Source organism: Streptomyces sp. NPDC001514, from assembly GCF_053597075.1.
The window spans coordinates 160471-186788 of sequence record NZ_JBSFHO010000010.1 but is presented as its reverse complement, the minus strand read 5'-3'; the positions used below and the strand labels follow the sequence as shown (position 1 = coordinate 186788).

Sequence of the window (26318 nt, the reverse complement as noted above, 5' to 3'; positions counted from 1 at the left end):
GGTTCGGCGAGATGACTGAATTACGCTCGGAGCGCCCGTACGGGAAACCCCCGGTGGGTTCGGCTCGTTCGGCGACGGACTGGGAGCGTGGCCCGTGAGGGAGCAGGCGGTGGAGTTGAACGGCCCCTCGCCCCAGGGCCACCCGTCGCCGGCCGGGCCGGGGGCCGACCCGGGCCCCGGGCCCGCGGAGCCGGCCGGGCATGGCACCGTATCCGGTGTGGTTGGGCAATTCATCGGGCGCCAGCGTGAATTGAAGGCGCTGCGGTCCGACATCGAGCGGGCCGGGCTGGACACCATCTCCGGGCGCAAGGCGCCCCGCGCCAGGGTGCTGCTCGTCGCCGGGCGGCCCGGCTCCGGGCGCAGCTCGCTCGCCGACGAGCTCGCACGGCGGCTGGCCGACGAGTACCCCGACGGCGTGCTGCGGGCCCGGCTCACCGAGCCGGGCGGCGCCCCCGTCCCCACCGACCGCACCGCGCGCGAACTGCTCGACGCCCTCGGGATCGACACCCCGCCCGGCAGCGGCGAGGACGAGCTCACCGGGATGGTCCGCGAGGCCCTCGCGGTACGCCGGTTTCTGCTCCTGCTCGACGACGCGGGCGACGCCGAGCAGGTCGACCCGCTGCTTCCCGACAACCCCGACTGTCTGGTCGTCGCCGTCGCCAAGGGCCCCCTCACGGGAATCCCCGACGTCCGGCCCTGCACGATCGGCGGCATGGACCCGAAGTCCGCCATCGACCTGCTGAGCCGTTACACCGGCGAGGTGCGGATCACGGTCGACCCGCAGGCGGCCGAGTCGCTCGTGGAGGAGTGCGGCGGGCAGCCCGCCGCGATGGTCCTGGCGGGCGGCTGGCTCGCGGCCCGCCCCAAGGCCTCGGTCGCCGACGCGGCCAAGCAGCTGCGCGGGATGCCGGACGACCCCGACCAGCCCACCGGCGCCCGGCCGCTGGCCCGCGCCTTCCGGCTCGCGTACGAGTCCCTGCCGCAGCCCGCCGCCCGGACACTGCGACTGCTCGCCCTCGCGCCCGCCGGGCTCGCCGACGCGCACACCGCGTCCGCGCTGGCCGGCTGCTCGGTCTCGGCAGCCCGGTCGGCGCTGGCGGACTTCGTTGCGGCGGGCCTGCTGCGGGCGGACGAGGCCGACGAGACGTACGAGGTGCCCGGCTGCCTCGCCCCGTTCCTGTACGACCTGATGACGGCGCACGACCGGCCCGCCGAGATCCAGCTCGCCCGCGCCCGGATGTTCGAGCGGACCGTACGGCTGCTGCAGTCCTGCCGGGCCGTCACCGAACCCGACGGCTCCGCGGCCCGTCGCAGGCTCGCCGGGCTGCCCAGGGCCCTGCGCTTCCCGAATCCGCAGGCCGCGGAGGCGTGGTTGCTGGCCCGCCGCCCCGCGCTGTTCGCCTCGGCGCGCCTCGCGGTCGCCGACGGCGAGCTGGACACCCTGGCCCGCCGCCTGATCTCCGCACTCGTACGCGCCCTGGTCGCCCATCGCGGCACCGTGGCCGCAGCGCCCGATCTGTATGGACTGCACCAACTCGTCCTCGATGTGGCCGAGCGTCGCGGGCTCCACCGCGAACAGGCCGCCGCACTCCTGAACCTCGCCGATCTGGATGCCGGAACCGGTCGCACCGAGGACGCCCTGGCACGATATCGGGCGGCGCTGGATGCCGGACGCAGGGCAAATGACCCGTACGCGACCGGCCGCGCAATGGAATCCGTAGGTGGTGCGTATCAGGAGCTGGGGGACTGGCAGCGGGCCGCCGACTGGTACGGCCGCGCCCTGTCGCAGCGTCTCGCCCGCGGGGAGCTCGCCGACGAAGCGAGGCTCTACGGCCGCCTCGGCGCCGTGCACACGTATGCCGGCCGCTACGGCGAGGCGCTGCGCAGCTGGCGCGCGGCCGCGGCCGGATACCGCAGGGCCGGCGATCTGGCCGGATATGCACGGGCGTTGAGCGAGGCGGCCCGTGTCCAGGAGTACGCCGGACGGCCCCAGGAATGCCTGCGCACCTGTGAGGACGCCGTGGACTGGGCGAGGCAGGCCGGAGACGTACGGCTCCAGGGGGCGCTGCAGCTCAGACTCGCCGACACGCTGGACCGGCTCGGCGACCCGGCGGCGGCCAGGCTGCACCGGGCGGCTGCTGAGCAGCTTCTGGGGACCGACGCTTCCGGCCTACGAAATCCGTAGTGCTTCCGTCAAGGAATTTTGCTTTTCAAGGCTAGACAGCGAGAAGTCCTTCATTAGACTGGCTCTGCCGGGTGACGCCCCGGTCTCTCCCGTTGCGCCCGGCGCATCCGGGTAAGTATGGAAGTGCACCAGAAATCCCCCTGAGCCAAGGACCGTGATCGACGTGAAGGTCGGCATCCCCCGCGAGGTCAAGAACAACGAGTTCCGGGTGGCCATCACCCCCGCCGGAGTGCACGAGCTCGTGCGCAACGGCCACCAGGTCTTCATCGAGGCCAACGCCGGCGTCGGCTCCTCGATCACGGACGAGGAGTACGTCGCCGCCGGTGCGCAGATCCTGCCCACCGCCGACGAGGTCTGGGCCACCGCCGACCTGCTGCTGAAGGTCAAGGAGCCCATCGCGGAGGAGTACCACCGCCTCCGCAAGGACCAGACCCTCTTCACCTACCTGCACCTCGCCGCCTCCCGCGAGTGCACGGACGCTCTGCTCGAGTCCGGCACCACCGCCATCGCGTACGAGACCGTGGAACTCCCGAACCGCGCCCTGCCGCTGCTCGCTCCGATGTCCGAGGTCGCGGGCCGGCTGGCCCCGCAGGTCGGCGCGTACCACCTGATGCGCTCGGTCGGCGGCCGTGGCGTGCTGCCGGGCGGTGTCCCGGGCACCCACGCCGGCGAGGCCGTCGTCATCGGCGGTGGCGTCTCCGGCTGGAACGCCACCCAGATCGCCGTCGGCATGGGCTTCCACGTGACCCTGCTCGACCGCGACATCAACAAGCTGCGCGAGGCCGACAAGATCTTCGGCACCCAGGTGAAGACCGTCGTCTCCAACGCCTACGAGCTGGAGAAGGCCGTCGTCGAGGCCGACCTCGTCATCGGCGCCGTCCTCATCCCGGGAGCCAAGGCCCCGAAGCTGGTCACCAACGAGCTCGTCGCCAAGATGAAGCCCGGAAGTGTCCTTGTCGACATTGCGATCGACCAGGGCGGCTGCTTCGAGGACTCCCGTCCGACCACCCACGCCGAGCCGACCTTCCAGGTCCACAACTCGGTCTTCTACTGCGTCGCCAACATGCCGGGCGCGGTGCCCAACACCTCCACCTACGCGCTGACCAACGCCACGCTGCCGTACATCGTGTCGCTGGCCAACAACGGCTGGGTCGAGGCGCTGCGTCGTGACCCCGCGCTGGCCAAGGGCCTCAACACCCATGACGGCCAGGTCGTCTACAAGGAGGTCGCCGAGGCCCACGGCCTCGAGTCCGTCGAGCTGAGCGCGCTGCTCGGCTGAGACGCCGACCGAGACAAGCGACGGATCCGTCAATACGGGTCGTCAACATCACGTAACCGGCCGGACCTTGTCGAGCAAGGTCCGGCCGGATGTGTGTCCGGACACTTCGTGGTACGCGCTCAACTCGCCTCGAACGTAACCCTTTAACCGTTTCGCACACCCGTGAAACACGTGGACCGGCTGCTGCGCACCCTTGACAGAGGGGTGTTCGCTTGCCGACACATCGGGCCGGGTCCGGTGGATTGTGTTGCTGCGGACCGGTGACACGCCATAGAGTCGCCAACCGTCGGCATGGTGCCACGCTGACCTATCGATAAATTTTCCTGGTCACATCCAAGGAGGTAAGACGACTTGTGAATGAGTCGACATTTTCTCCCGGGGGTGGTCAAGCAGGAATGCCTGCGCAGGCCCAGGGTTCTGCGTCCGGGCTCGAAGCTGTCGGCTCTGTCGCTGTCCGAACCTTCGCGACCCACCAGCACATGACGACGACAGCCCACACGATGAAGATGATGGACGGCCAACACGTGAACGCCATGGCCGGCAACGAGAGTGGCCGAGAGTCCACCCACTTCGCCGACTACGACGAGGTGCCCGAGGGGCACTTCTACGACCCAGACGCCGAGTACGAGCCGGACCCGGAGTACGCGGCCACGCTCGCGCCCGACGCGGCCCGCCAGCGCCGCGAGCGGATCGGCCCCACCGGACGGCCGCTGCCGTACTTCCCGATCCCGGGCCCGCTGACCTCCCACGGCCCCGCGAAGATCATCGCGATGTGCAACCAGAAGGGCGGCGTCGGCAAGACGACGTCGACCATCAATCTGGGCGCCGCGCTCGCGGAGTACGGACGGCGTGTCCTGCTCGTCGACTTCGACCCCCAGGGGGCGCTGTCGGTGGGGCTGGGCGTGAACCCGATGGAGCTCGACCTCACGGTCTACAACCTGCTCATGGAGCGGGGCATGTCCGCGGACGAGGTCCTGCTGAAGACCGCCGTGCCGAACATGGACCTGCTGCCGAGCAACATCGACCTCTCGGCCGCGGAAGTGCAGTTGGTGAGCGAGGTCGCGCGCGAGTCGACGCTCCAGCGCGCGCTGAAGCCGCTGATGAACGACTACGACTACATCGTGATCGACTGTCAGCCGTCGCTCGGTCTGCTGACGGTGAACGCGCTGACGGCGGCTCACAAGGTGATCGTGCCGCTGGAGTGCGAGTTCTTCGCGCTGCGCGGTGTCGCACTGCTGACCGAGACGATCGAGAAGGTCCAGGAGCGGCTCAACCCCGAGCTGGAGCTCGACGGCATCCTCGCGACGATGTACGACTCGCGCACGGTGCACAGCCGTGAGGTGCTGGCACGGGTGGTCGAGGCGTTCGACGACCACGTGTACCACACGGTCATCGGGCGCACGGTGCGCTTCCCCGAGACCACGGTCGCGGGTGAGCCCATCACGACGTACGCGTCCAACTCCGTCGGTGCCGCCGCCTATCGCCAGCTCGCCAGGGAGGTGCTCGCCCGGTGTCACGCCGAGTGAGTCTGCCCGGGGCCGACGAGCTGTTCCGTACGACCGGGGGCATGGCCCTGCAGTCGTCGTCCCCGAGGCGGGGGACGGGCGGCGCGAACGGTGAGGCGCGCGTGCCGGCGCAGGCGGAGGAGCCGTCACGGGAGGAGCACTCCCCGGCGGAGGAGGAGGCGGAGTCCGTCGAGCCGCGGAGCCGGGGCGCGGCCGCGGTGGCGGAGGGCGAGCCCGGCTCGGCCACAGCTGCCGCCTCTGCTGCGGCCGCTGCTGCTGCGAAGGGACGTTCCGCCGACCCCGCGGCGGGCGCGGCGCCGCGTCGCCGGGGGCGTGCCGCGAACCGGCGGCCCAGCGGCCGCGAGCGCCACGACGAGAAGATCACGGTCTATGTCTCGGCCGAGGAACTGATGGACCTCGAGCACGCGCGTCTGGTGCTCCGCGGTGAGCACGGTCTCGCCGTCGACCGCGGGCGCATCGTCCGCGAGGCGGTCGCGGTCGTGCTCGCGGATCTGGAGTCGCGGGGCGACGCGAGCATCCTGGTGCGGCGGCTGCGCGGCCGCTGACGGGGTAGCCTGCGCGCGCCCCCTCTTTTCCGCACCCTGGACCACGATGCCCCCGACCGACGACGCCCCCACCCCAGCCCCGCGCGGCACCCGCCGCGCCCTGGGCCGTGGCCCGGGAACGTCCGGATCCCGCCCGTGGCCCCACTCCGCGGGACTCCCCCCGGAGCCCCCCGAGCCGTCCCCCGAGCCCGTGTCGGCCCCTGCCGACCTGCCGCCCGAGGTGCCGCCGTCTCCGGCGGAGCCGCGGCCGGCTGCCGAGCCTGTGGTGGAGTCACCGGCCCCTGAGCCGGCTGCCGCGCCCGTGGCGGAGTCACCGCCCCCCGAGCCCGTGGCGGCCCCGTCGGCCCCTGCCGTCGGCCTCCCGGCCGATGCGGCGCCGGGTCCGGTGGTCTCCGACGAGCCCAGGGTCGCTGTCGCCGCCTTCCTGCCGAGCCCCGAGGGCGTGGGGTCACCCCCGGCCACGCCCGGAACCGGGCGATTCCTCGCGGACCCTGCCGGGACGGCTGGGGCCGGGGCGCCGTCCGCTCCGGCGGACCCCTGGGACACGACGACCGGGCCTGCCAGGTCTGCCGATGCGGTGGAACACGGCCACGGGCCCGATACGCCTGGGGCCGGGCGAATCGGCTCCCGGCCGTCGGCCGGAGGCGCGGTGGCCCTGTCGGCCCCCGCGGGCCTCCCGGCCGATGCGGCGCCGGGTCCGGTGGTCTCCGGGACGGATCCTGAGGAGCCCGGGTACGGGGCTGACGGCTCTCGGGTGGTGGGCGCGCCGGTCGGCGCCGCAGCCGGTGCGGCCGAGGTCGTGGATCCGGCCGGGCGCGCGCCTGATGTGCTGGGACAGGGTGCCGAGACCGGCGGCCGCGGGGCCCACCGGGCGGCGGGCGACGCGGCCCCCACCAAGGCCCCCACGAGTCTCGTCGGCGAGCAGACCCCCGGCGGGTCCGCCGACGTGTCCCCGGACGAATCCGGTGCCGCCGACGAGGGGCGGTTCACCGTACGGCTCGCGAACTTCGAGGGGCCCTTCGATCTGCTCCTGCAGCTGATCTCGAAGCACAAGCTGGACGTGACCGAGGTCGCGCTGTCCAAGGTCACCGACGAGTTCATGACGTACATCCGCGCCATGGGGCCCGACTGGGACCTCGACCAGACCACCGAGTTCCTCGTCGTCGCCGCGACCCTGCTCGACCTGAAGGCCGCCCGGCTGCTGCCCGCCGCCGAGGTGGAGGACGAGGCGGACCTCGCGCTGCTCGAGGCGCGGGACCTGCTGTTTGCGCGGTTGCTGCAGTACCGGGCGTACAAGCAGATCGCGGAGATCTTCAACGCCAGGCTGGAGGAGGAGGCCCGGCGGTACCCCCGTACCGTCGGTCTCGAGGACCACCACGCCGAGCTCCTCCCCGAGGTCGTCATCAGCATCGGCGCCGAGGGCTTCGCCAGGCTCGCCGTCAAGGCCATGCAGCCCAAGCCGAAGCCCCAGGTGTACGTGGACCACATCCATGCGCCCCTCGTCAGCGTGCGCGAGCAGGCCGAGGTGGTCGTGGGCATGCTCCGCGAGCGCGGGAAGATCAGCTTCCGCGACCTGACCGAGGGCGTGGACGACACCCTCACCGTCGTCGCCCGCTTCCTCGCCCTGCTCGAGCTCTACCGTGAGAAGGCCGTCGTCCTGGACCAGGAGGACGCTCTGGGGGAGCTCGTGATCACCTGGGCCGGTGGCGAGGCCGACGCGCACGTCACCGATGAGTTCGACCGACCCCCCGAGAGCCCCGAGAACACGGAGGAGAAGGCGTGAGCGACGACCTCGAGCCTGCGCTCAAGCCCGCCCTCGAAGCCGTCCTCATGGTCGTCGACGAGCCGGCCACCGAGGAGCACCTCGCCAAGGTGCTGGAGCGGCCCCGCCGTGCGGTCGCCGACGCGCTCCGCGAGCTCGCGGACGAGTACACCGTGCAGGGTCGCGGCTTCGAGCTGCGCCTCGTCGCCGGCGGCTGGCGCTTCTACACCCGCCCCGAGCACGCCGCCGCCGTCGAGCGCTTCGTCCTCGACGGCCAGCAGGCCCGCCTCACCCAGGCGGCACTGGAGACCCTCGCGGTGGTCGCGTACCGCCAGCCGGTCAGCCGTTCGCGGGTCTCCGCCGTGCGCGGAGTGAACTGCGACGGCGTCATGCGCACCCTCCTCCAGCGGGGTCTCGTCGAGGAGGCGGGCGCGGAACCCGAAACAGGTGCGATCCTGTACAGGACGACGAACTACTTTCTGGAGCGGATGGGCCTGCGTGGCCTGGACGAGCTCCCGGAGCTCGCTCCCTTCCTCCCGGAGGCGGACGCGATCGAGGCCGAGACGCAGGAAGGCGTTCCGTCGTTCGATCCGGACGCTCCGGACACAGACGACGACGACAAGACGACGACGGAACTTTGATGCGAAGCAGCGGCAGGAACAGCAGCGGACGCGGCAACTACCGGGGGCCGGATGGAGGGACCTCCCGGTCGAAGGCCGGGGGACAGCGCGACGACAAGCAGAAGCGCGCGGGCAAGCCCCGTCCCGAGGAGCGCCGCTACGACGTGGGCGGTTCCTCCGAAGCACCGAAGAAGGGGCGCGGCGCGACGGCCCGCGGGGGCGCCAAGGGCGGCCCGAAGCAGTCCCCGCAGCGCGGCGGCGGCCGCACCGCCCCGGCCCGCTCCCGCGAGTACGATGCCCGCACCGAGGAGCGCAACCGCGAGCGGTACGCGAACAAGCCGCAGATCAAGACCCCGAAGACCTTCCCTGGCGCGGAGCAGGAGGGGGAGCGGCTGCAGAAGGTGCTCGCCCGAGCCGGCATGGGCTCGCGCCGGGCCTGTGAGGAGCTGATCGACGCGGGCCGCGTCGAGATCAACGGCAGGATCGTCATCGAGCAGGGCGTCCGCGTCGACCCGGAGAAGGACGAGATCAAGGTCGACGGCCTGACCGTCGCCACACAGTCGTACCTGTTCTTCGCGCTGAACAAGCCCGCGGGTGTCGTCTCCACCATGGAGGACCCGGACGGCCGTCAGTGCCTCGGCGACTACGTCACCAACCGCGAGACCCGTCTCTTCCACGTCGGCCGGCTCGACACCGAGACCGAGGGCATCATCCTGCTCACCAACCACGGCGAGCTGGCCCACCGCCTCACCCACCCCAAGTACGGCGTTCAGAAGACCTACCTCGCCGCCATCCAGGGCCCCCTCCCGCGTGAGGTCGGCAAGCGCCTCAAGGAAGGCATCCAGCTCGAGGACGGGTACGCCCGCGCCGACCACTTCCGGGTCGTCGAGCAGACCGGCAAGAACTACCTGGTCGAGGTCACCCTCCACGAGGGGCGCAAGCACATCGTGCGCCGGATGCTGGCCGAGGCGGGCTTCCCGGTCGACAAGCTCGTCCGGACGTCCTTCGGGCCCATCTCGCTCGGTGACCAGAAGTCCGGCTGGCTGCGCCGTCTGACCAACACCGAGGTCGGCATGCTGATGAAGGAAGTCGGTCTCTAGACACCCCACTCCACAGAAGCCCGCGGCCGTCGTTTCGACGGCCGCGGGCTTTTTCGTGCTTGTCGCGGCCCCCTCCAGCGCTTTATAGTCAGAATGACTCTTAAAGGAAAGGGGCGGGTGTGAGCCTCGCGGACGTACTCGGACCACTGCAGCAGCCGCTGTTCACGCTGCTCGGCACACCGTTCAGCTGGACCGAGGTCCTCGGCTTCGGCAGCGGGGCGCTCTGCGTCTGGCTCGTCGCCCGCCAGCACCTCGCCAACTGGCCCATCGGCATCGCCAACAACGTCCTGTTCATCCTGCTGTTCACCCAGGCCGGCCTGTACGCCGATGCGGGCCTGCAGATCGTCTTCATCGCCCTCGCCGCATACGGCTGGTGGACCTGGACCCACGGGGGTGGACCAGGCTCCTCCGACGCCCTCCCGGTGCGCCGCACCACGCGCACCGAGTGGACGTGGCTGCTCGCGGCGGGGGCGGTGGGGACCCTCGGACTGGCGCTCCTCCTGGACCGCGCCACCGACTCGACCGTTCCCTTCTGGGACGCACTGACCACCGCGCTCTCCCTGATGGCGACCTACGGACAGTGCCGCAAGCGGCTGGAGTCCTGGTGGCTCTGGATCGCGGCCGACATCGTCTACGTACCGCTGTACGCGTACAAGGAGCTCTATCTCACCTCGCTGCTGTACGTCGGATTCCTGGCCCTCTGCGTGCACGGGCTGCGCCACTGGACGCGCGACCTGGCCGTACAGCGGCGGCAGTTGGCGGAGGCGACAGCATGAAGCGCTACCGGCACGGACTCGTACTCGGCAAGTTCTATCCGCCGCACGCCGGCCACCACCACCTCGTGCGCACGGCGGCCGACCGCTGCGACCGGCTCACCGTCCTCGTCTGCGCCGCGTCCGTCGAGTCGGTCCCGCTCGACGAGCGGATGGCGTGGATGAGCGAAGTGCACCCGGACGTCAGGGTGGTGGGCGCCATCGACGACATTCCCGTCGACCTGACCGACCCGGGCGTCTGGGACGCACACATGGCCGTCTTCCGCGCCGCCGTCCCCGGGCGCGTCGACGCCGTCTTCACCTCGGAGCCGTACGGGGACGAACTGGCCCGCCGCTTCCGTGCCGACTCGGTCTGCGTCGACCCCGGCCGTACGGTCTTCCCGGTCTCCGGCACGGCGGTGCGCAAGGACCCCGTCGGCTGCTGGGACTTCCTGGAGCCGCCCGTACGCGCCGCACTCGCCCGCCGCGTCGTCGTACTCGGCGCCGAGTCGACCGGCACCACCACACTGGCCAGGGCGCTCGCCGAGCACTTCCGCCGACGCGGCGGGGTCTGGGCGCGGACCGGCTGCGTACCCGAGTACGGCAGGGAGTTCAGCGAACGGAAACTCGCCGCGCTGCGCGCCGAGCGGCCCGGGGCCACCTGGACCGACGTCCGCTTCCGCACCGACGACTTCCCGCTGATCGCCCGGCGGCAGACCGAGCTCGAGGACGCCGCCGCCCGCACCGGTTCGCCCGTGCTCATCTGCGACACCGACGCCTTCGCGACGACCATCTGGCACGAGCGGTACCTCGGCGGGCCGAACGAAGAGGTCGCGGAGATCGCCGCACGCGGCCGCGGCGATCTGTGGCTGCTCACCGACCACCGGGACGTGCCGTTCGAGGACGACGGGCTGCGCGACGGCGAGCATCTGCGGCCCTGGATGACCGCCCGCTTCGCCGCCCAGCTCGCCCGCACCGGGCGGAGGTTCGTCACCCTGAGCGGTCCGCACGAGCAGCGGCTGGCCAAGGCCGTGGCCATCGTCGACGCACTGCTCGCCGAGGGCTGGCACTTCGCCGACCCCCTCCCCGAGAGGCGGTGAGCGACATGGCCGAGGAGTACGATGCCGGCACCTACGACCCCCGCGCCTTCCCGCCCTTCGCGGTCACCGTCGACCTCGCCGTCTTCACGGTCCGCAACGGCGAGCTGCATGTGCTGCTGATCGAACGCGGACAGGAACCGTACAAGGGCGCCTGGGCACTGCCCGGCGGATTCGTGCTGCCGAGGGAGTCCGCCGGCCAGGCGGCCCGCCGTGAACTCGCCGAGGAGACCGGCCTCTCGGCGAGCACCGCCGCCGCGCTCCATCTGGAGCAGCTGCGTACCTACAGCGACCCGGACCGCGACCCCCGGATGCGGGTCGTGTCCGTCGCATACACCGCACTCGTCCCCGACCTGCCCGAGCCGCGGGGCGGTGGTGACGCCGCGCACGCACGGTGGATGCCCCACGGCAGCCACGGCCGGCTCGCCTTCGACCACGACCGCATCCTCGCCGACGCGCACGAGCGCATCGGCGCCAAGCTCGAGTACACGTGCCTCGCCACCGCCTTCTGCCCGCCCGAGTTCACGCTCGGGGAGCTGCGGCAGGTGTACGAGACCGTCTGGGGCGTCGAGCTCGACCGCCCCAACTTCCGGCGCAAGGTCCTCACCACGCCCGGCTTCGTGGAAGCGGTGGCCGGGGGCGCGCGCCTGACCGGCGGCCGGGGCAAACCGGCCGCGCTCTACCGGGCGGGGCCGGCGAACGCCCTGCATCCTCCACTGCTGCGACCGGAAGGACGGAACACGCCATGACCGCGACAAGCACCGTCACCAAACAGGCCGCCACCGGCACCCTGACCGGACTGGCGCTCGGTGACGCGCTCGGCTTCCCCACCGAGTTCAACGACGTGCCGTCGATCCTCGCCAAGTACGGGCCGTGGCGGGAGATGAAGCTGCCGAAGCCCGCGATCGTCACCGACGACACCCAGATGACCCTGGCCCTCGCACGCGGCATACGCAGCGCGATGGACCGCGGCCTGCTCGCCCCGCTGCGGCTGACCCGGCCGGTGCGCGAGGAGTTCGTGAACTGGTACCACTCCCCGGAGAACAACCGCGCCCCCGGCCGGACCTGCCTGGTCGCCTGCCACAAGCTCGACAGCGACATGCCCTGGCAGGAGGCCAGCCAGATCGCCTCCAAGGGCTGCGGCGCCAACATGCGGGTCGCGCCCGTCGGGCTCGTGCCCGGGCTGAGCGAGGGTCAGCGCGCGGGCGCGGCCCAGCTCCAGGCCGCGCTCACCCACGGTCACCCCACGGCCCTCGCGGCGTCCGACCTCACGGCCCGCGCGGTGTTTCTGCTCGCCCAGGGCACGGAACCGCTCGGCCTCGTCGGCCGGCTGCGCTCGTACGCGTACGAGAACCGCTCCCGCTACCACCACCGCTGGCTCGGCGACCTGTGGACGTATGCGCACGACGCGACGCCCGAGGCCTTCATCGAGCGCGGCTGGGACGAGTGCCTGGCGGTCCTGGAGCGCCTGGCCTCCGCGCTGCGCGACGCGAACCCGGAGACCGACCCGTGCCTCGCGACGGGCGACGGCTGGATCGCGGAGGAGGCCCTGGCCACGGCCCTGCTGTGCTTCCTGCTCTTCCCCGAACAGCCACTCCTGGCCCTCCGGCGCGCCGCCTGCACCCGGGGCGACTCGGACTCCATCGCATGTCTGGCGGGGGCGTTCGCGGGGGCACACCTGGGGGCGGGGGCGTGGCCCAAGGAATGGGCCGAGCGGATCGAGTACCGCAGCGAGCTGCTGACGCTGGGGGCGCTCTGGGACGCGTGATCCACGGCTGGGAAGCTTGGGCCATGACACTGGCCCTCCTTCCCGCCGACCTCGCACCCGTCGTCGCCGAGCAGCCCGACCCGCTGCTCTTCGCCACGGTCTCCGGCGCCCACCTGTACGGATTCCCGTCGCAGGACTCCGACGTGGACCTGCGTGGTGCCCATCTGCTGCCGGTGGAGCAGCTCGTCGGGCTGCGCGAACCCGAGGAGACCCGGTCCCGGATATGGGACCGGGACGGTGTCGAGATGGACCTGGTCACTCACGATCTACGCAAGTTCGCGCGGCTGATGCTGCGGCGCAACGGCTATGTGCTGGAGCAGCTGCTGTCACCGCTGGTCGTCCACACGACCGACGCGCACGCGGAGCTGGTCTCGCTGGCCCCGGGCGTGCTCACCGGCCACCACGCCCACCACTACCGGGGGTTCGCGAACACGCAGTGGCGGCTGTACGAGAAGACGGGCGAGCTGAAGCCGCTCCTGTACGCCTTCCGCGCGCTGCTCACCGGCATCCACCTGATGCGCGCCGGCGAAGTACAGGCCCATCTGCCCGCACTGCTCGGCGAGGTGCGCGAAGCGCCGGGCTTTCTGCCCGAGCTGATCGAGGCGAAGGCGGCCGCCGAGCACGGCCCGGCGGGAGGCCTGTCCGCGGACGTCGTCCGTGCCGACTTCGATGCGCTCCACGAGGTGCTGGACACCGCCCAGGCGACATCGGCCCTCCCCCCGGCGCCGAGCGCGCACGACGCCCTGCACGACTTCGTCGTCCGCATGCGCAGGTAACCGCCGATGGTCGCCGGGCCGGAGCCGACGCTCAGCGTGTCGACGCGCGGCGGGCGCGGATCAGGAAGTCCTCCACCCGGGCGCGGTCGGGCTGCGCGGGCAGCGGACTCGCGGCGACGGCGCCGTCCGCCTCGTCCGCCAGCCGCGTCATCCAGGACTCGACCTCCGCCCACCGCACCTCGCCGCGCTTGACGGCGAGGAGGCGTTCGCGGTCGTCGCCGACGTCGATGACCAGCCGCCCCGTGCGGAGCAGGTCGCGGCAGCTCGCCAGCAGCCGCAGCAGATGCATGGCGTGCTTCCAGCGCGGAGCGCCGTGCTGCCGCACGTCAGCGTCGAGCTTGCGGCGCTGGCCCGCCGCGTACCGGACGAACGTCTCGTGGGCCTGCCGCGACAGGAACGCGTCGCGCAGGGCGAGCAGTTCGCGGCCGGTGTCGTCGATGTGCTCGACCAGCGGTGAGTGCAGGCATTCCAGGATGTTCGGGTTGGCGCGCAGCGCGAGTTCGCAGAAGCGTTCCAGCTCCCAGGAGAACTGCTCGTCGGCCGGGCCCTCCACATGCGTCGGGGGCTTCTCGAAGCGCCAGTACAGCGGCGTCGGCGCCAGGAACACACCGCGCCGGTCGGTGTCGCTGTCGTCCGTCGCCAGCCCGAAGGCGCGCGAGCCCATCACGCAGGAGTAGACGGTGTGGTCACGCACGAGCGCCTCGGGGGTCATGCGCGACAGGCTACGTGAGGCCCCGTGACGCTACGTGAGGCGGATCTGGTTCCCGGTGACGGTGATCTGCTTCGGCGCCAGCGGCCGCTGGGCGGGACCGCGCGCGACCGAGCCGTCCGTGATGCGGAACTTGCTGCCGTGGCAGGGGCAGTCGATCGTGCCGTTCTCGACCTTGTCGACCAGACAGCCCTGGTGGGTGCAGACGGCCGTGAACGCCTTGAAGTCGCCCTTCGTGGGCTGGGTCACCACCACCTTCTGTTTCTTGAAGACCTTCCCGCCGCCGTCCGGCACCTCGGACGTGGCGCCCAGCACCTCGCCCGTGGGCGGCTGGGCGCCTTCGCTCGGCTCCCCGGTGGGTTGCGTCGGCGAGGCCGGCGCCGGGCGCAGCGTGACGTCGTCGCTGCCCTCGTCCCCGTACTTGGTGCAGGCCGGTACCACCAGCAGGGCGGTACCGGTCATCAGGACCGTACGGCGGGTGGTGCCCTCATTGCTCACGCGGTCACTCATCTCGTCACTCCGAACGTGCGGAAGAACCAGAGCGCCGAGGTCAGCCAGAGCATCGTGAGCGACGCGAAAACCAGCCCGCCGACGACCGGCAGCAGCCACCCCGGCAGTCGCTCCATGCGCAACAGCAGCATCTTTGCGCTGAATGCCCCGAAAAAGAAGCAGCCGAGGAAGGAGTGCCAGGCCGCCCGCGCCGTGGCCGTCTGATAGCCCAGTGCGTACAGGCAGTGCACGGCGACGGGCACGGCCAGCAGGAACGCCACCCGGCCCGACCAGCGGTGCAGCACAGGCGTCCAGGGCGCGGCCCGTACACCCGGCATCTGCCCGTACATGGTGAGCGCGGTGACGAGCTGTACGAACGCGAAGCCGAGCGACGCCGTGGCCAGCCATGCCTTCACCGCGCTCGGGCTGGTGAAACCGGCCAGATTGAAGGCCGTGGCGGCCGGGGCGTGCAGCTTTCCGTACACCCCGAGGGCGACCGCGACGGCCATCGCGACCAGGGCCGGGACGAGATAACGCAGCGCCTCGGAGCCGGCGAGCCCGGGCGAGGGCTGGGGCGGGGGCTGGGGCTGGGGCCCGGACGGAGGTGGCGGAGGGGGCGGAGGCGGAGGGAAGTCTCCGCTCCGCGGCGGGTCCACGTTCATGAAGCACCTCGGGGACGCTGGGGAGGCTCAGGGGGCGACGGGGCGGGCGGTCAGCTGAGTGCCGTCCACCGTGACGGCACCGGTCTTCGGGTCGATCGGGGGAGCGGCGGCGGGCTTGCCGTCGCGGGTGATGATGCCGACCTGACGGCCGTCCTGCAGGATGATCCAGCCGCCCTTGAGCTCGGCTCCGCGTACTTCGGCGGTGGCCCGGTAGAGCCCGGACGGCTTGACCGCCTTGGTGGCGGTGAACGACCAGTTGCGGTCGCCTACGTCGACCGTTCCGGTGACCTTGCCCCCGCTCAGGATGCCGTCCAGCTTCGCGTTGGTGTCGCTGCTGGTCAGATGCATGTCCCCGTCCTCCTCGACAGGGCCGCGCATCCAGGCCTCCCGGGTGCGGCCGTCACAGACGTAGGCGATGGCCTGGTCGCCGCGGAGCGAGATGGCGACGGACGCGGTGTCGTCGGTGGTCCGGCCCGCGTACTCGGTCCGCGGCTGCGCACTCGCGGTCGCGGCCGGGGGCGGGGTGCGCGTCGGGGACGGGGGTGGTGTCGCGGGCGCGGGTGGACTCGGACTGGGGCTGGGGCTCACGGACGGGCGGTTGCGCGCCGAGGGCACCGGCTCACCGGTCGTGGCGTTGAGCGACAGCATGAACAGGCCGAGCACCAGTCCGGCGAGCAGGGTGATCAGTGGTCCCGGGTGTTTCATCGGCGCCTTCCGCAGGGACGGCGGGCAGTGGAACTCCATGCAAACGGACGTGACGCCATGTGTCCACCGGTCGACGTTCCGTAGTGGTCCGGGTGGCGGCACCGTCGAGGGTGGGTGACATTGGCCGTGAACCCCTACTTTTCGTCATCCGAGAGACAGGGGCCGTGATCCCACAGCAGCGCCACCCACAGCTGAACCGCGGCGGCCGCACCTCCTGTCTCGGAGGACGGTCGCCGCGATCGTGTGTCCGGGCACCTGACTACGCTGATCGGAGCACGCGCGGTGACGACAGGTAAGGAGCACGACGTGGCGGTACGAGCCGTCCGGGGAGCCGTCCAGCTGGAACGGGACGAGGCCGGGCACATGGATGAGCAGGTCAGCGAGCTGCTCACCGCCATCCTGGAGCGGAACGGGCTCACCGCGGACGATCTGATCAGTGTCTGGTTCACGGCCACGCCGGACCTCCACAGCGACTTCCCGGCCGCGGCGGCACGCGGCCTCGGGATCGTCGACGTACCGCTGATCTGCGCGCAGGAGCTGGACATCGAGGGAGCGATGCCGCGCGTCGTGCGGATCCTCGCGCACGTCGAGTCCGACAAGCCCAAGTCCGAGATCGCGCACGTGTACCTCGGCGCCGCGGCCGCCCTCCGCAAGGACATCGCCCAGTGAGAACCGCGCTCGTCATCGGAACGGGGCTGATCGGCACGTCCGCCGCGCTGGCGCTGGCCGGGCGGGGTGTCACGGTCCACCTCAGGGACCACGACCCGGCGCAGGCCAGGACCGCGGCGGCGCTCGGCGCGGGCACGGACGAGATGCCCGAGGGGCCCGTCGACCTCGTGATCGTGGCCGTACCTCCCGCGTTCGTGCCCTCCACCCTGGCGGAGGTGATGCACGCCGGGACCGCCCGCGCCTACCTCGACGTGGCCAGCGTGAAGGGCGGGCCGCGGCGCGAGCTGGAGGCGCTCGGCGTCGACATGTCGACGTACATCGGCACGCACCCCATGTCCGGCAAGGAGCGCTCGGGCCCGCTGGCCGCGACCGCGGACCTCTTCGAGGGCCGGCCATGGGTCCTCACGCCGACCCGGGACACCGACACCGAGGTGCTCAACCTGGCGCTGGAGCTGGTCGCGCTGTGCCGCGCGGTGCCGGTGGTCATGGACGCGGACGCGCACGACCGTGCGGTCGCCCTCGTCTCCCACACCCCGCAGCTGATCTCGTCGATGGTCGCCGCGCGGCTGGCGGACGCGGACGAGACGGCCGTGCGGCTGTGCGGGCAGGGCATCCGCGACGTCACCCGCATCGCGGCCTCCGACCCCCGGATGTGGATCGACATCCTCTCCGCCAACCCGGGCCCGGTCGCCGACGTCCTCGCAGGCGTCGCGGCCGACCTCGACGAGACGGTCCGCGCCCTGCGGGCCCTCCAGTCCTCCGACGACGACAAGCGCCGCGAGGGCACCGAGGGCGTGGAGGACGTCCTCCGCCGGGGCAATGCCGGCCGCGAACGCGTTCCCGGCAAGCACGGCGCCGCCCCGACGACCTACGAGACCGTCGCCGTCCTCATCAGCGACCAGCCCGGCGAGCTCGCCCGGATCTTCGCGGACGCGGGCCGGGCGGGCGTGAACATCGAGGACGTACGCATCGAGCACGCCACGGGCCAGCAGGCTGGCCTGGTCCAGCTCATGGTGGAGCCTTCCGCGGCCCCGGTCCTGAGCGCCGCCCTGCGGGAGCGGGGCTGGGCGCTGCGGCAGTAGTCCCCCCGGGGGCTCGGCCCCCGGGCCCCCTGCGCCCTGCGGGCGGGCTGCCTGGCTCGACGGCGCCGTCCGGCGGGCCGGTGTGTCCGTCCTCAATCGCCGGACGGGCTCCAAAGGAGCCCCAGTGGGGGCTGGGGGCGAAGCCCCCGGTTCGGGAAGGGGTGGGGTGGGGCAGTGTCCGATATGCGGCTCCGCCGCGTGGCCCCGCGCAGCGGCCCGGGGTCCCGGAGCCCCGGTGCGGGACGGGTGCGCAGGCGCACGGGTGCATGGGCAGGGTTCCGCACTCGGTAACCTTGTGCGGGGCACCTTGGCATTCGGCCTGCCCGTAAACGCGTATCAGGAAGGTCTCCGACACCGTGGAATCCGTGATCGTCGCCATCGACGGCCCCTCCGGCACGGGCAAGTCGAGCACCTCCAAGGCGGTTGCCGCAGAGCTGGGGCTGAGCTACCTCGACACCGGCGCGCAGTACCGGGCGATCACCTGGTGGATGATCAGCAACGGCGTCGACGTCGAGGACCCGCTGGCGATCGCGAGCGTCGCCGCGAAGCCGGTGATCGAGTCCGGTACGGATCCCTCCGCGCCGACGATCACCGTCGACGGGCTCGACGCGTCCGGGCCGATCCGTACGCAGGAGGTGACCGCCAAGGTCAGCGCGGTCAGCGCGGTCCCCGAGGTACGCGCCCGGATCACCGAGCTGCAGCGGTCCATCGCCGCGGCCGCCGAGAAGGGCATCGTCGTCGAGGGCCGGGACATCGGCACGACCGTCCTGCCCGACGCCGACCTGAAGATCTTCCTGACCGCCTCCCCGGAGGCCCGCGCCGCCCGCCGCAGCGGTGAGCTGAAGGGCAAGGAGGCGACCGATCTCGCCAGCACCCGTGAGGCGCTGATCAAGCGGGACCACGCCGACTCCAACCGGAAGACCTCCCCCCTCGCCAAGGCTGGCGACGCCGTCGAGGTCGACACCACCGACCTCACGCTCGCGCAGGTCATCGAGTGCGTCGTCACCCTGGTTGAGGAGAAGCGGGCAGCGAAGTGACCGCACCGTCCGCGAAGGGCGCCGCCGTCGGCAGGCGGATCGGCATCGGCCTCATGCACACGCTGTGGAGGCCGCGCGTCCTGGGCGCCTGGCGGGTTCCCGCCACCGGCCCGGTGATCCTCGCCGTCAACCACGCGCACAACATCGACGGGCCGATGCTCATGGGCACGGCCCCGAGGCCGGTGCACTTCCTGATCAAGCAGGAGGCCTTCGTCGGGCCCCTCGACCCGTTCCTCACCGGAATCGGGCAGCTGAAGGTGGACCGGGAAAACACCGACCGGACCGCGATCTCCAACGCGCTCGCGGTGCTCGAGAACGGCGGCGTTCTCGGCATCTTCCCCGAGGGCACCCGCGGCGAGGGCAACTTCGCCTCCATCCGCGGCGGCCTCGCCTACTTCGCCGTCCGCTCCGGCGCCCCGATCGTTCCGGTCGCGGTGCTGGGAAGCAGTGAGAGGGGCGGACGGTTGATACGGCCGCTGCCCCCGTTGCGCAGCCGCGTCGACGTCGTCTTCGGTGATGCCTTCACCGCGGGCGACGGCAGTGGCAGGCGTACGCGCAAGGCGCTCGACGAAGCGACCGTACGCATCCAGGAGCGGCTCACCGCCCACCTGGAAAACGCCAGGCGCCTCACCGGGCGCTGAGCGAGACTTCAGTAGTGAGCCCCGGGCCCACGGGCCCGACCCGGCTCACCGACCACCAATGAACGAGGAACGGACTTCATGAACGACCAGCACGACCACGGGGCACTCGGCGACACCGAGTACGCGGAGTTCATGGAGCTCGCCGCGGAGGAGGGCTTCGACCTCGAGGAGGTCGAGGGCGCGATCGAGGAGGCCGGTCACGGCCCGCTGCCGGTCCTCGCCGTCGTCGGCCGCCCGAACGTCGGCAAGTCGACCCTGGTGAACCGCTTCATCGGCCGCCGCGAGGCCGTCGTCGAGGACAAGCCCGGCGTCACCCGCGACCGCGTCACGTACGAGGCCGAGTGGGCCGGCCGGCGCTTCAAGGTGGTCGACACCGGCGGCTGGGAGCAGGACGTGCTCGGCATCCACGCCTCCGTCGCCGCCCAGGCCGAGTTCGCGATCGAGGCCGCCGACGCGGTCGTCTTCGTCGTGGACGCCACCGTCGGCGCCACCGACACCGACGAGGCCGTTGTCAAGCTGCTCCGCCGCGCCGGCAAGCCCGTCGTGCTCGCCGCCAACAAGGTCGACGGCCCCTCCGGCGAGGCCGACGCCGCGATGCTCTGGTCGCTCGGGCTCGGTGAGCCGTTCCCGGTCTCCGCCCTGCACGGCCGCGGCACCGGCGACCTCCTCGACGAGGTCCTCAAGGCGCTCCCGGACGCCCCCGCCCAGACGTTCGGCACCGCGGTCGGCGGCCCGCGTCGCGTCGCCCTCATCGGCCGCCCGAACGTCGGCAAGTCGTCCCTGCTGAACAAGGTCGCGGGCGAGGAGCGCGTCGTCGTCAACGAGATGGCGGGCACCACCCGCGACCCGGTCGACGAGCTCATCGAACTCGGCGGCAAGACCTGGAAGTTCGTGGACACCGCGGGTATCCGCAAGAAGGTCCACCTCCAGGAGGGCGCCGACTACTACGCTTCGCTCCGCACCGCGGCCGCGGTCGAGAAGGCCGAGGTCGCCGTCGTCCTGATCGACACGAGCGACTCGATCTCCGTCCAGGACCAGCGGATCATCACGATGGCGGTCGAGGCGGGCCGCGCGCTCGTCATCGCGTACAACAAGTGGGACACCCTCGACGAGGAGCGCCGCTACTACCTGGAGCGCGAGATCGAGACCGAGATGCAGCAGGTCTCGTGGGCGCCCCGGGTCAATGTCTCGGCCGCGACCGGCCGGCACATGGACAAGCTGGTCCCGGCGATCGAGACGGCGCTGGAGGGCTGGGAGACCCGGGTCCCGACCGGCCGTCTCAACGCCTTCCTCGGCGAGCTGGTCGCCGCCCATCCGCACCCGATCCGCGGCGGCAAGCAGCCGCGCATCCTGTTCGGTACGCAGGCGGGCACGAAGCCCCCGCGCTTCGTGCTCTTCGCGTCCGGCTTCCTGGAGCACGGCTACCGCCGCTTCGTCGAGCGCCGTCTGCGCGAGGAGTTCGGCTTCGAGGGCACCCCGATCCACATCTCGGTGCGGGTGCGCGAGAAGCGCGGCAAGAAGAAGTAGCGCGGCAGGAAGATGCAATGCGCGACGAAGTGGCCGGGGCGGCAGCCGCCCCGGCCACTTCGTCGTTCATGTGCGTGTGCGTTCGCCTGGTTCACAGCCCCCTGCGGGGCGCGGGTGGCAGCGCCGCGGGGACGTGGTGGCGCGTCCCGGTGTGCTGCCGGGCGCCTGCCTGCCGGCCGCTCGGCTGCCCGCCGAGTCCGGAGCCGAGTCCCGAGCTGAGCCCGGAGCCGAATCCCGTGTGCCCGCTGTGCCCGCTGTGGCCGGAGCGGCCTCCGTGCAGGCCGGCTCCGAAGCTCTTGAAGCCGAGATCCTCCTCGCCGCTCCGATCCCCTGGAAGCGTCCGGAACGCCCTGCGGTACTCGGAGTACAGCGCGTCGTAGATCGGCGTGGCCGAGGGGATCTGGCTCGGGAACGGCTGGCGGGTGAGGTCGTATGTCTGCACGTATGAGCCAACGACCTGCACGCCCGTCGGATGCGGGCCCGCCCGGGAAATCGCAGTTCGGCGGGGATACGCGGGGGGCGCACGGGGCGCCCGCCGCGTATCCCGGCGGTATCAGGTCCCCGCCAGCGGCATGGCCGCGGCGACCAGCCGCCCGTTCGCCGCCGCCTTCTCCAGCGCGTCGCGCAGCAGGTCCTCACGGGGCTGCTGGCCGATGGAACCGGCCGGGGCGGCGAACACGAGGACCCGGTGGGACCTGTTGGCGGCGGTCCGCCAGCCCTCGGTGACCTGGAGCGGCTGATGGGCCTGCCACCAGGCGACCGGGCTGCCGCCTCCCGTGCCCGGCTGGAGCACGGCGTGCAGCTGGCCCATGGCGAGCAGGACGGACCAGCCCGGCAGCGAACGGGGCACCTCGTTGACGGCGGAGACCGGCAGGAAACCCTGCTCGATGAGCAGCGGCAGGAAGTCGTCGCCGCCGCCGAACGAGCCGGGGCGGGCGATGGGCGCGGTCGGCTCGACGACGAGCGCGGGGTGGAGCTCGTCCTCGATCAGGACGAGACCGCTGGTGATGCCGAGCACGGCCTGACCGGGCGCCGCGTTCGCCACGCCGTGGTCCGGCTGGACGGCGGGGGCGGCCGGGGCCGGGGCCTCGCCGGTGATCGACCTTACGGCGCCCTTGAGCTGCTCCTCGGCGACCTGGACGACCTGCGAGGGGATGCAGCTGGCGTGGGCGAACGCGAGGACGGCGGTCTCCTCGCCGACGAACAGCACGGTGCTGGTGCGTTCCTGCTCGGAGTCGCCCGGGGTGCGGCAGGAAGTGCAGTCGTAGCTGCCCGGGGCGTTCTCGCCGGCGAGCAGCCGGTCGGCTTCTTCGTCGCCGATCTCGGCGCGTACGTCCTCGCTGACGTCGAGCATGCGCGGCACGGGTGGCTCCTCGGACTCGGTGCTGGGTGGGCTGCCGGGGGGGTCCCCGGCTCATAACGAGCACAACGGGCAATCCTTGGCCGGGGTCACGCGAGAAGCGGATACTGAGAGACACATCGTCAAGTCGACAGATCGATGTCCGGCATCCTTGAGCCGACCGTTCGTCCCTGACCCGGCGTCACCACGCCGCACCCGGCTCGCCCCTCCCCGCATAACAGTCCCAAGGGGCAAGTACAGTCCATTCCTGACGAACATGAAGACCGGGGGACGCGGCAGCGCATGCATATCTCTTTCCTGCTCCACAACGCGTACGGAATCGGTGGGACGATCCGTACGACGTTCAACCTCGCCCAGACCCTTGCCGAGCGGCACGACGTCGAGATCGTCTCCGTCTTCCGGCACCGCGAAGAGCCGATGCTGGGCGCCCCCGACGGCGTATCCATGAGGCATCTCGTGGACCTGCGCAAGGGCAGCCCCACGTTCGACGGCGGGCGCCCGGAGTACACCATGCCCTCGAAGGTGTTCCCGCGCGGCGACGGCCGCTGGAAGCAGTACAGCCGCCTCACCGACGCCCGGATCGCAGCCCATCTGAAATCCCTCGCGGCCGATGTCGTCGTCGGCACCCGCCCCGGGCTGAACGTCCACATCGCCCGCCAGGCCCGCCGCGGCCCCGTCCGCATCGGCCAGGAGCACCTCACCCTGGACAGCCACGGATACCGGCTGCGCCGCGAGATCGGCCACCGGTACGCCCTGCTGGACGCGGTCACCACGGTCACCGAGGCCGACGCGCAGTCGTACCGCACACGCCTGAAGCTGCCCGGCGTACGGATCGAGTCCGTGCCGAACTGTGTGCCCGCGCCGACCGTCGCCCCCGCCGACGCCGGCAGCAAGTGGGTCGTCGCGGCGGGCCGGCTCACCAAGGTCAAGCGGTACGACCTGCTGGTCAAGGCCTTCTCGAAGGTCGTCGCCGCCCGCCCCGACTGGCGGCTGCGGATCTACGGCAGCGGCGACGCGACCGGCAACGAACTGGGCGCACTGCGAGCCCTGATCGAGCAGAGGGGACTGCACAACCACGTCTTCCTGATGGGGCCCGCCAACCCACTGGAGTCGGAGTGGGTCAAGGGCTCGCTCGCGGCCGTCACGTCGAGCATCGAGTCCTTCGGGATGACGATCGTCGAGGCGATGCGCTGCGGCGTCCCGGTCGTCTCCACCGACTGCCCGCACGGGCCCGGCGAGATCATCGAGGACGGCGTCGACGGACGGCTCGTGCCGGTCGGCGACGAGGACGCCGTCGCCGATGCGCTGCTCGCCCTGATCAACGACGACGCGCTGCGGCGGCGCACCGGAGAGGCGGCCCTCAGCGCCTCCGAGCGCTTCGACCCGGCCCGGATCGCCGAACGCCATGAGGCGCTCTTCACCGAACTGGTCGCCCAGGGCACCAACGGCCGCTCGCGCAGCGCACTGCGGGACGCCGCGCACCGCTCACGCGGCGCGGTGCTCGACGGGGCGTACGCCCTGCGCTACAAGGCCGCCGACGTGATCCGGAAGGGGAAGACGGCATGACCACGTCCACCGGGCGGCGGACGCCGCGTGCCGACTGCATCGCCGACGCCGCGGGAGGCGTCACGTTCGACATAGCGGGAGTCACCGCGCCCGACGCCGCGCTGGTGCTCCGCCGGCGCGGCGGCACGGCCGCCGACGACACCGTCCGGCTGCCGCTCACCCCGGCCGGCGGTGACCACTCGCGGGCCGTGCTGCCCAGCACCGTCGAGCTGGCCGAGGGCCACTGGGACGCGTACACGGACGACGACGTGGCCGTCGAGCCCGGCATCCGGGATCTCCGGGCGCTCGTCGACCGGGTCCCGGAGGCCGGGCGGGTCGTCGTGCGCGTCCCCTATCCGACCGCGGACCGGCGGCTCGCGGTGCGCTCCTGGGTGCGCGAACCGCACGCCGAGGCCGGGGACATCGGCTTCGAGCAGGGTTCCTGCACGATCGAGGGCGTGCTGTACGGGGCACGCCTCGGCGCCGGAGCGGTGGCCGAGGCGCGGCTCGGCGGCACGGTTCACCGGCTGCCCGTGACGAGCGAGGGCGCGAGCTTCCGCTTCACGCTTCCCTACGCCACGCTCGGCGAGGCCCCCGTCGATAAGCAGCAGATGTGGACGCTGTGGCTGCGGCCCGCCGAGGGCGCGGAGCCCGTGCGGATCTCCCGCATCCTCGACGACGTATGGGACCGCAAGAGCATCTTCGTCTACCCGGTGTACGAGGCCGACGACTTCCGGGCCACGCCCTGCTACACCAACGACAACGACCTGTGCGTACGGCTGACGGCGAAGTGATCCGTCGCACGGCCCGAGGACACTTGCGGACAGTCATTGTCCTCAAGTCCTGGCAGACTCGCGTACATGCTGGAAACCTCGGCACGACTGCTGCGCCTGCTCTCCCTGCTGCAGGCCCACCGTGAATGGTCGGGTGCCGAGCTCGCCGACCGGCTCGGCGTCACCCCGCGCACGGTGCGGCGGGACGTCGACCGGCTGCGCGAGCTCGGGTATCCCGTGAACGCCAGCCCCGGCACAGGCGGCGGGTACCAGCTCGGCGCGGGGGCCGAACTGCCGCCGCTGCTGCTCGACGACGACGAGGCGGTCGCCGTCGCGGTCGGGCTGCGCACCGCCGCCGGCAACGGCGTGGAGGGCATCGGCGAGACCTCCGTACGTGCCCTCGCGAAGCTGGAGCAGGTGCTGCCGAACCGGCTGCGTCGCCGGGTCAGCGCCCTCAACTCCTTCACCGTCCCGATGCTGCGCGCCCCCCAGGCGCAGGTCGACCCGTCCGTCCTGACCGAGCTGGCCAGTGCCTGCCGGGACAGCGAGCGGCTGCGCTTCGCGTACGAGGACCACAACGGCTCGACGACCCGACGCACCGTGGAGCCGCACCGGCTGGTGTGCACCGAGCGCCGCTGGTATCTCGTCGCCTGGGACCTGGACCGCGCGGACTGGCGCACGTTCCGGGTCGACCGGATCACCCCGAGGCCGCCGCACGGCCCGCGCTTCGCACCCCGTACGCCGCCCGCCGAGGACCTCGCCGCCTATGTCTCGAAGGGCGTGTCGACGGCCGCGTACGCCGCGAAGGCGGTGATCAGGCTGCGGGTACCGGCCGAGCGTGCCGCCGAGGCCGTGTCACCGTCGGCCGGCGTACTGGAGGCGGAGGGGCCGGAGAGCTGTCTGCTGCACACGGGCGCGGGAAGCCTCGATGTGATGGTCATTCATGTGCTCCTGATGGGCTTCGACTTCGAGGTCGTCGAGCCGAAGGAGCTGACCGAGCACGTCAGGACGCTCCGGGACCGGCTGTCCCGGGCCCTGGGGGAATGACCCGGAGGCCGGGCGGGGCGATCGCTCCGATGGCGAACATGTGGTGCGCCCACACCACCACCGAGAGTCCGGTGAGGGCCATGGTGGCGCCCACGAGCGTGACGTAGCCGAAGATCGGCTTGCGGGAGAAGACCCGGCATCCGGAACATCGTCATGCCCGGCGCCCGCATCCCGCTGATCCCGCCGCCAGGAAGTTCACCGAGGTGAGGATCGTGCCGAAGCCGGAGAGCGCAAGCCCATGATCCACAGGTCGATGCCGACACCGGGGGACTGCTGCAGGCCGTGAGCCAGTCCACGGCCATCCGGCCCCGCCTCTGCAAGGGTGCCTCGGCGGCGGCTGCCCCAGCGGTGTCCGTCCCCGTCGTCGCCCCCCGCGGTCCGCGGACGGGCCTCGTCCGGAACCACACGGATCCACGCTGTGATACGCGTACGGGTGCCGGCCGGTTCGTCCTGAAGTAGGGATTGCATAAGGAATGATGAATTCCCGACTTTCCCGCGGTGCGTGAAAAGACTGCGACAGAAGAAATTCAGCAGTCTGGAATGGGGGCGTCCGGTGAAGTTCGGGCGGATCCGTGAATTTCCTGTGGGGGCGACTTCGATTATCCGCACAAATGGGCGGGCCTGCGCTAAACGCGTGTCGTGATCCTGTGACACAAGTGTGA

Annotated in this window: 25 protein-coding genes and 2 pseudogenes; 20 read left to right on the top strand and 7 right to left on the bottom strand. The window is 71.7% G+C overall.

The features are described from left to right. The first annotated feature begins 94 nt into the window (after window positions 1-94). From ACWCXB_RS13900 to ACWCXB_RS13845, 12 genes and pseudogenes are all read left to right on the top strand, one after another. A pseudogene (locus tag ACWCXB_RS13900) lies at window positions 95-2300 on the top strand (tetratricopeptide repeat protein). A gap of 48 nt (window positions 2301-2348) precedes the next feature. Further along, window positions 2349-3464 (top strand): alanine dehydrogenase, encoded by a 1116-nt coding sequence (ald, locus tag ACWCXB_RS13895; RefSeq protein ID WP_450722422.1) that lies wholly within the window; start codon window positions 2349-2351, stop codon window positions 3462-3464. 395 nt (window positions 3465-3859) lie between these two features. Next, complete coding sequence (locus ACWCXB_RS13890; protein WP_450722374.1) at window positions 3860-4990, top strand: ParA family protein; 1131 nt, start codon at window positions 3860-3862, stop codon at window positions 4988-4990. Further along, complete coding sequence (locus ACWCXB_RS13885; RefSeq protein WP_450722372.1) at window positions 4975-5535, top strand: hypothetical protein; 561 nt, start codon at window positions 4975-4977, stop codon at window positions 5533-5535. The genes ACWCXB_RS13890 and ACWCXB_RS13885 overlap by 16 nt, the downstream gene beginning before the upstream one ends. Window positions 5536-6184: 649 nt before the next feature. Next, entirely contained in the window at window positions 6185-7318 is a 1134-nt protein-coding gene (locus tag ACWCXB_RS13880) for a segregation and condensation protein A (protein ID WP_450722370.1), read from the top strand. Window positions 7319-7365: 47 nt separating this feature from the next. Beyond that, entirely contained in the window at window positions 7366-7938 is a 573-nt protein-coding gene (gene scpB, locus ACWCXB_RS13875; protein WP_450722420.1) for an SMC-Scp complex subunit ScpB, read from the top strand. Continuing rightward, window positions 7938-9017, top strand: a complete 1080-nt coding sequence (locus ACWCXB_RS13870; protein WP_450722368.1) for a pseudouridine synthase — start codon at window positions 7938-7940, stop codon at window positions 9015-9017. Before scpB ends, ACWCXB_RS13870 begins: the two co-directional genes overlap by 1 nt. A 119-nt stretch (window positions 9018-9136) precedes the next feature. After that, window positions 9137-9793: a nicotinamide riboside transporter PnuC gene (pnuC, locus tag ACWCXB_RS13865; protein WP_450722366.1), complete on the top strand. Its 657-nt coding sequence runs from the start codon at window positions 9137-9139 to the stop codon at window positions 9791-9793. After that, window positions 9790-10869, top strand: coding sequence for an AAA family ATPase (locus tag ACWCXB_RS13860; RefSeq protein ID WP_450722364.1), 1080 nt, complete (start codon window positions 9790-9792; stop codon window positions 10867-10869). Before pnuC ends, ACWCXB_RS13860 begins: the two co-directional genes overlap by 4 nt. Window positions 10870-10874: 5 nt before the next feature. Then, window positions 10875-11615, top strand: a complete 741-nt coding sequence (locus ACWCXB_RS13855; RefSeq protein ID WP_450722362.1) for an NUDIX hydrolase — start codon at window positions 10875-10877, stop codon at window positions 11613-11615. Then, window positions 11612-12634, top strand: a complete 1023-nt coding sequence (locus ACWCXB_RS13850) for an ADP-ribosylglycohydrolase family protein (RefSeq protein WP_450722360.1) — start codon at window positions 11612-11614, stop codon at window positions 12632-12634. The genes ACWCXB_RS13855 and ACWCXB_RS13850 overlap by 4 nt, the downstream gene beginning before the upstream one ends. Window positions 12635-12657: 23 nt before the next feature. Then, entirely contained in the window at window positions 12658-13410 is a 753-nt protein-coding gene (locus ACWCXB_RS13845) for a nucleotidyltransferase domain-containing protein (protein WP_450722358.1), read from the top strand. Window positions 13411-13441: 31 nt separating this feature from the next. Here the strand turns inward: ACWCXB_RS13845 and ACWCXB_RS13840 are convergent, their stop codons facing one another. Genes ACWCXB_RS13840 through ACWCXB_RS13825 form a run of 4 tightly spaced genes read right to left on the bottom strand, consistent with a single transcriptional unit; the run spans window position 13442 to window position 15975 of the window. Further along, window positions 13442-14122 (bottom strand): nucleotidyltransferase domain-containing protein, encoded by a 681-nt coding sequence (locus tag ACWCXB_RS13840; RefSeq protein ID WP_450722356.1) that lies wholly within the window; start codon window positions 14120-14122, stop codon window positions 13442-13444. A gap of 30 nt (window positions 14123-14152) precedes the next feature. After that, window positions 14153-14629, bottom strand: a complete 477-nt coding sequence (locus tag ACWCXB_RS13835; RefSeq protein WP_450722354.1) for a Rieske (2Fe-2S) protein — start codon at window positions 14627-14629, stop codon at window positions 14153-14155. Continuing rightward, on the bottom strand, window positions 14626-15270 hold the full coding sequence (locus ACWCXB_RS13830) for a DUF6529 family protein (RefSeq protein WP_450722352.1): 645 nt from the start codon (window positions 15268-15270) through the stop codon (window positions 14626-14628). Before ACWCXB_RS13830 ends, ACWCXB_RS13835 begins: the two co-directional genes overlap by 4 nt. A 27-nt stretch (window positions 15271-15297) precedes the next feature. Next, window positions 15298-15975, bottom strand: coding sequence for a hypothetical protein (locus ACWCXB_RS13825; RefSeq protein WP_450722350.1), 678 nt, complete (start codon window positions 15973-15975; stop codon window positions 15298-15300). A gap of 306 nt (window positions 15976-16281) precedes the next feature. Between ACWCXB_RS13825 and aroH the strand changes: the two genes are divergently transcribed. From aroH to der, 5 genes are all read left to right on the top strand, one after another. Continuing rightward, window positions 16282-16644 (top strand): chorismate mutase, encoded by a 363-nt coding sequence (gene aroH, locus ACWCXB_RS13820; protein ID WP_385418614.1) that lies wholly within the window; start codon window positions 16282-16284, stop codon window positions 16642-16644. After that, the gene (locus ACWCXB_RS13815; RefSeq protein WP_450722348.1) at window positions 16641-17726 is read left to right on the top strand and encodes a prephenate dehydrogenase; all 1086 of its coding nucleotides are present in this window, start codon (window positions 16641-16643) and stop codon (window positions 17724-17726) included. Before aroH ends, ACWCXB_RS13815 begins: the two co-directional genes overlap by 4 nt. A gap of 356 nt (window positions 17727-18082) precedes the next feature. After that, window positions 18083-18763 (top strand): (d)CMP kinase, encoded by a 681-nt coding sequence (gene cmk / locus ACWCXB_RS13810; protein ID WP_450722346.1) that lies wholly within the window; start codon window positions 18083-18085, stop codon window positions 18761-18763. Next, window positions 18760-19404 carry a lysophospholipid acyltransferase family protein gene (locus ACWCXB_RS13805; RefSeq protein WP_450722344.1) on the top strand — a complete coding sequence of 215 codons (645 nt, stop codon included), beginning with the start codon at window positions 18760-18762 and terminating at the stop codon, window positions 19402-19404. Before cmk ends, ACWCXB_RS13805 begins: the two co-directional genes overlap by 4 nt. A 78-nt stretch (window positions 19405-19482) precedes the next feature. Continuing rightward, window positions 19483-20931, top strand: a complete 1449-nt coding sequence (gene der / locus ACWCXB_RS13800) for a ribosome biogenesis GTPase Der (protein WP_450722342.1) — start codon at window positions 19483-19485, stop codon at window positions 20929-20931. Window positions 20932-21022: 91 nt separating this feature from the next. On the opposite strand, the gene ACWCXB_RS13795 is transcribed toward der, so the two are convergent. Then, window positions 21023-21373, bottom strand: coding sequence for a hypothetical protein (locus tag ACWCXB_RS13795; RefSeq protein WP_450722340.1), 351 nt, complete (start codon window positions 21371-21373; stop codon window positions 21023-21025). A 111-nt stretch (window positions 21374-21484) separates the two neighbouring features. Next, window positions 21485-22294 carry a hypothetical protein gene (locus ACWCXB_RS13790; protein WP_450722338.1) on the bottom strand — a complete coding sequence of 270 codons (810 nt, stop codon included), beginning with the start codon at window positions 22292-22294 and terminating at the stop codon, window positions 21485-21487. Window positions 22295-22573: 279 nt separating this feature from the next. Here ACWCXB_RS13790 and ACWCXB_RS13785 point away from each other — a divergent pair, with 279 nt between their 5' ends. From ACWCXB_RS13785 to ACWCXB_RS13775, 3 genes are all read left to right on the top strand, one after another. Then, entirely contained in the window at window positions 22574-23857 is a 1284-nt protein-coding gene (locus ACWCXB_RS13785; RefSeq protein ID WP_450722336.1) for a glycosyltransferase family 4 protein, read from the top strand. Beyond that, a complete protein-coding gene (locus ACWCXB_RS13780; RefSeq protein ID WP_450722334.1) occupies window positions 23854-24630 on the top strand; it encodes a hypothetical protein in 777 nt (258 codons plus the stop codon). The genes ACWCXB_RS13785 and ACWCXB_RS13780 overlap by 4 nt, the downstream gene beginning before the upstream one ends. 66 nt (window positions 24631-24696) lie before the next feature. Further along, window positions 24697-25656, top strand: a complete 960-nt coding sequence (locus ACWCXB_RS13775) for a helix-turn-helix transcriptional regulator (protein WP_450722332.1) — start codon at window positions 24697-24699, stop codon at window positions 25654-25656. 10 nt (window positions 25657-25666) lie between these two features. Here the strand turns inward: ACWCXB_RS13775 and ACWCXB_RS13770 are convergent. Further along, window positions 25667-25941, bottom strand: a pseudogene (locus ACWCXB_RS13770) (cytochrome ubiquinol oxidase subunit I); the annotation flags it as partial. Window positions 25942-26318 lie beyond the last annotated feature (377 nt).

Bases quoted from the DNA above. Each gene is read 5' to 3' on its own strand.
- ACWCXB_RS13890 (WP_450722374.1), top strand. From the start codon at position 3,860: ATGCCTGCGCAGGCCCAGGGTTCTGCGTCCGGGCTCGAAGCTGTCGGC.
- scpB (WP_450722420.1), top strand. From the start codon at position 7,366: ATGGTCGTCGACGAGCCGGCCACCGAGGAGCACCTCGCCAAGGTGCTG.
- ACWCXB_RS13870 (WP_450722368.1), top strand. From the start codon at position 7,938: ATGCGAAGCAGCGGCAGGAACAGCAGCGGACGCGGCAACTACCGGGGG.
- ACWCXB_RS13860 (WP_450722364.1), top strand. From the start codon at position 9,790: ATGAAGCGCTACCGGCACGGACTCGTACTCGGCAAGTTCTATCCGCCG.
- ACWCXB_RS13855 (WP_450722362.1), top strand. From the start codon at position 10,875: ATGGCCGAGGAGTACGATGCCGGCACCTACGACCCCCGCGCCTTCCCG.
- ACWCXB_RS13850 (WP_450722360.1), top strand. From the start codon at position 11,612: ATGACCGCGACAAGCACCGTCACCAAACAGGCCGCCACCGGCACCCTG.
- ACWCXB_RS13845 (WP_450722358.1), top strand. From the start codon at position 12,658: ATGACACTGGCCCTCCTTCCCGCCGACCTCGCACCCGTCGTCGCCGAG.
- ACWCXB_RS13840 (WP_450722356.1), bottom strand. From the start codon at position 14,122: ATGACCCCCGAGGCGCTCGTGCGTGACCACACCGTCTACTCCTGCGTG.
- ACWCXB_RS13835 (WP_450722354.1), bottom strand. From the start codon at position 14,629: ATGAGTGACCGCGTGAGCAATGAGGGCACCACCCGCCGTACGGTCCTG.
- ACWCXB_RS13830 (WP_450722352.1), bottom strand. From the start codon at position 15,270: ATGAACGTGGACCCGCCGCGGAGCGGAGACTTCCCTCCGCCTCCGCCC.
- ACWCXB_RS13825 (WP_450722350.1), bottom strand. From the start codon at position 15,975: ATGAAACACCCGGGACCACTGATCACCCTGCTCGCCGGACTGGTGCTC.
- der (WP_450722342.1), top strand. From the start codon at position 19,483: ATGAACGACCAGCACGACCACGGGGCACTCGGCGACACCGAGTACGCG.
- ACWCXB_RS13785 (WP_450722336.1), top strand. From the start codon at position 22,574: ATGCATATCTCTTTCCTGCTCCACAACGCGTACGGAATCGGTGGGACG.
- ACWCXB_RS13780 (WP_450722334.1), top strand. From the start codon at position 23,854: ATGACCACGTCCACCGGGCGGCGGACGCCGCGTGCCGACTGCATCGCC.
- ACWCXB_RS13775 (WP_450722332.1), top strand. From the start codon at position 24,697: ATGCTGGAAACCTCGGCACGACTGCTGCGCCTGCTCTCCCTGCTGCAG.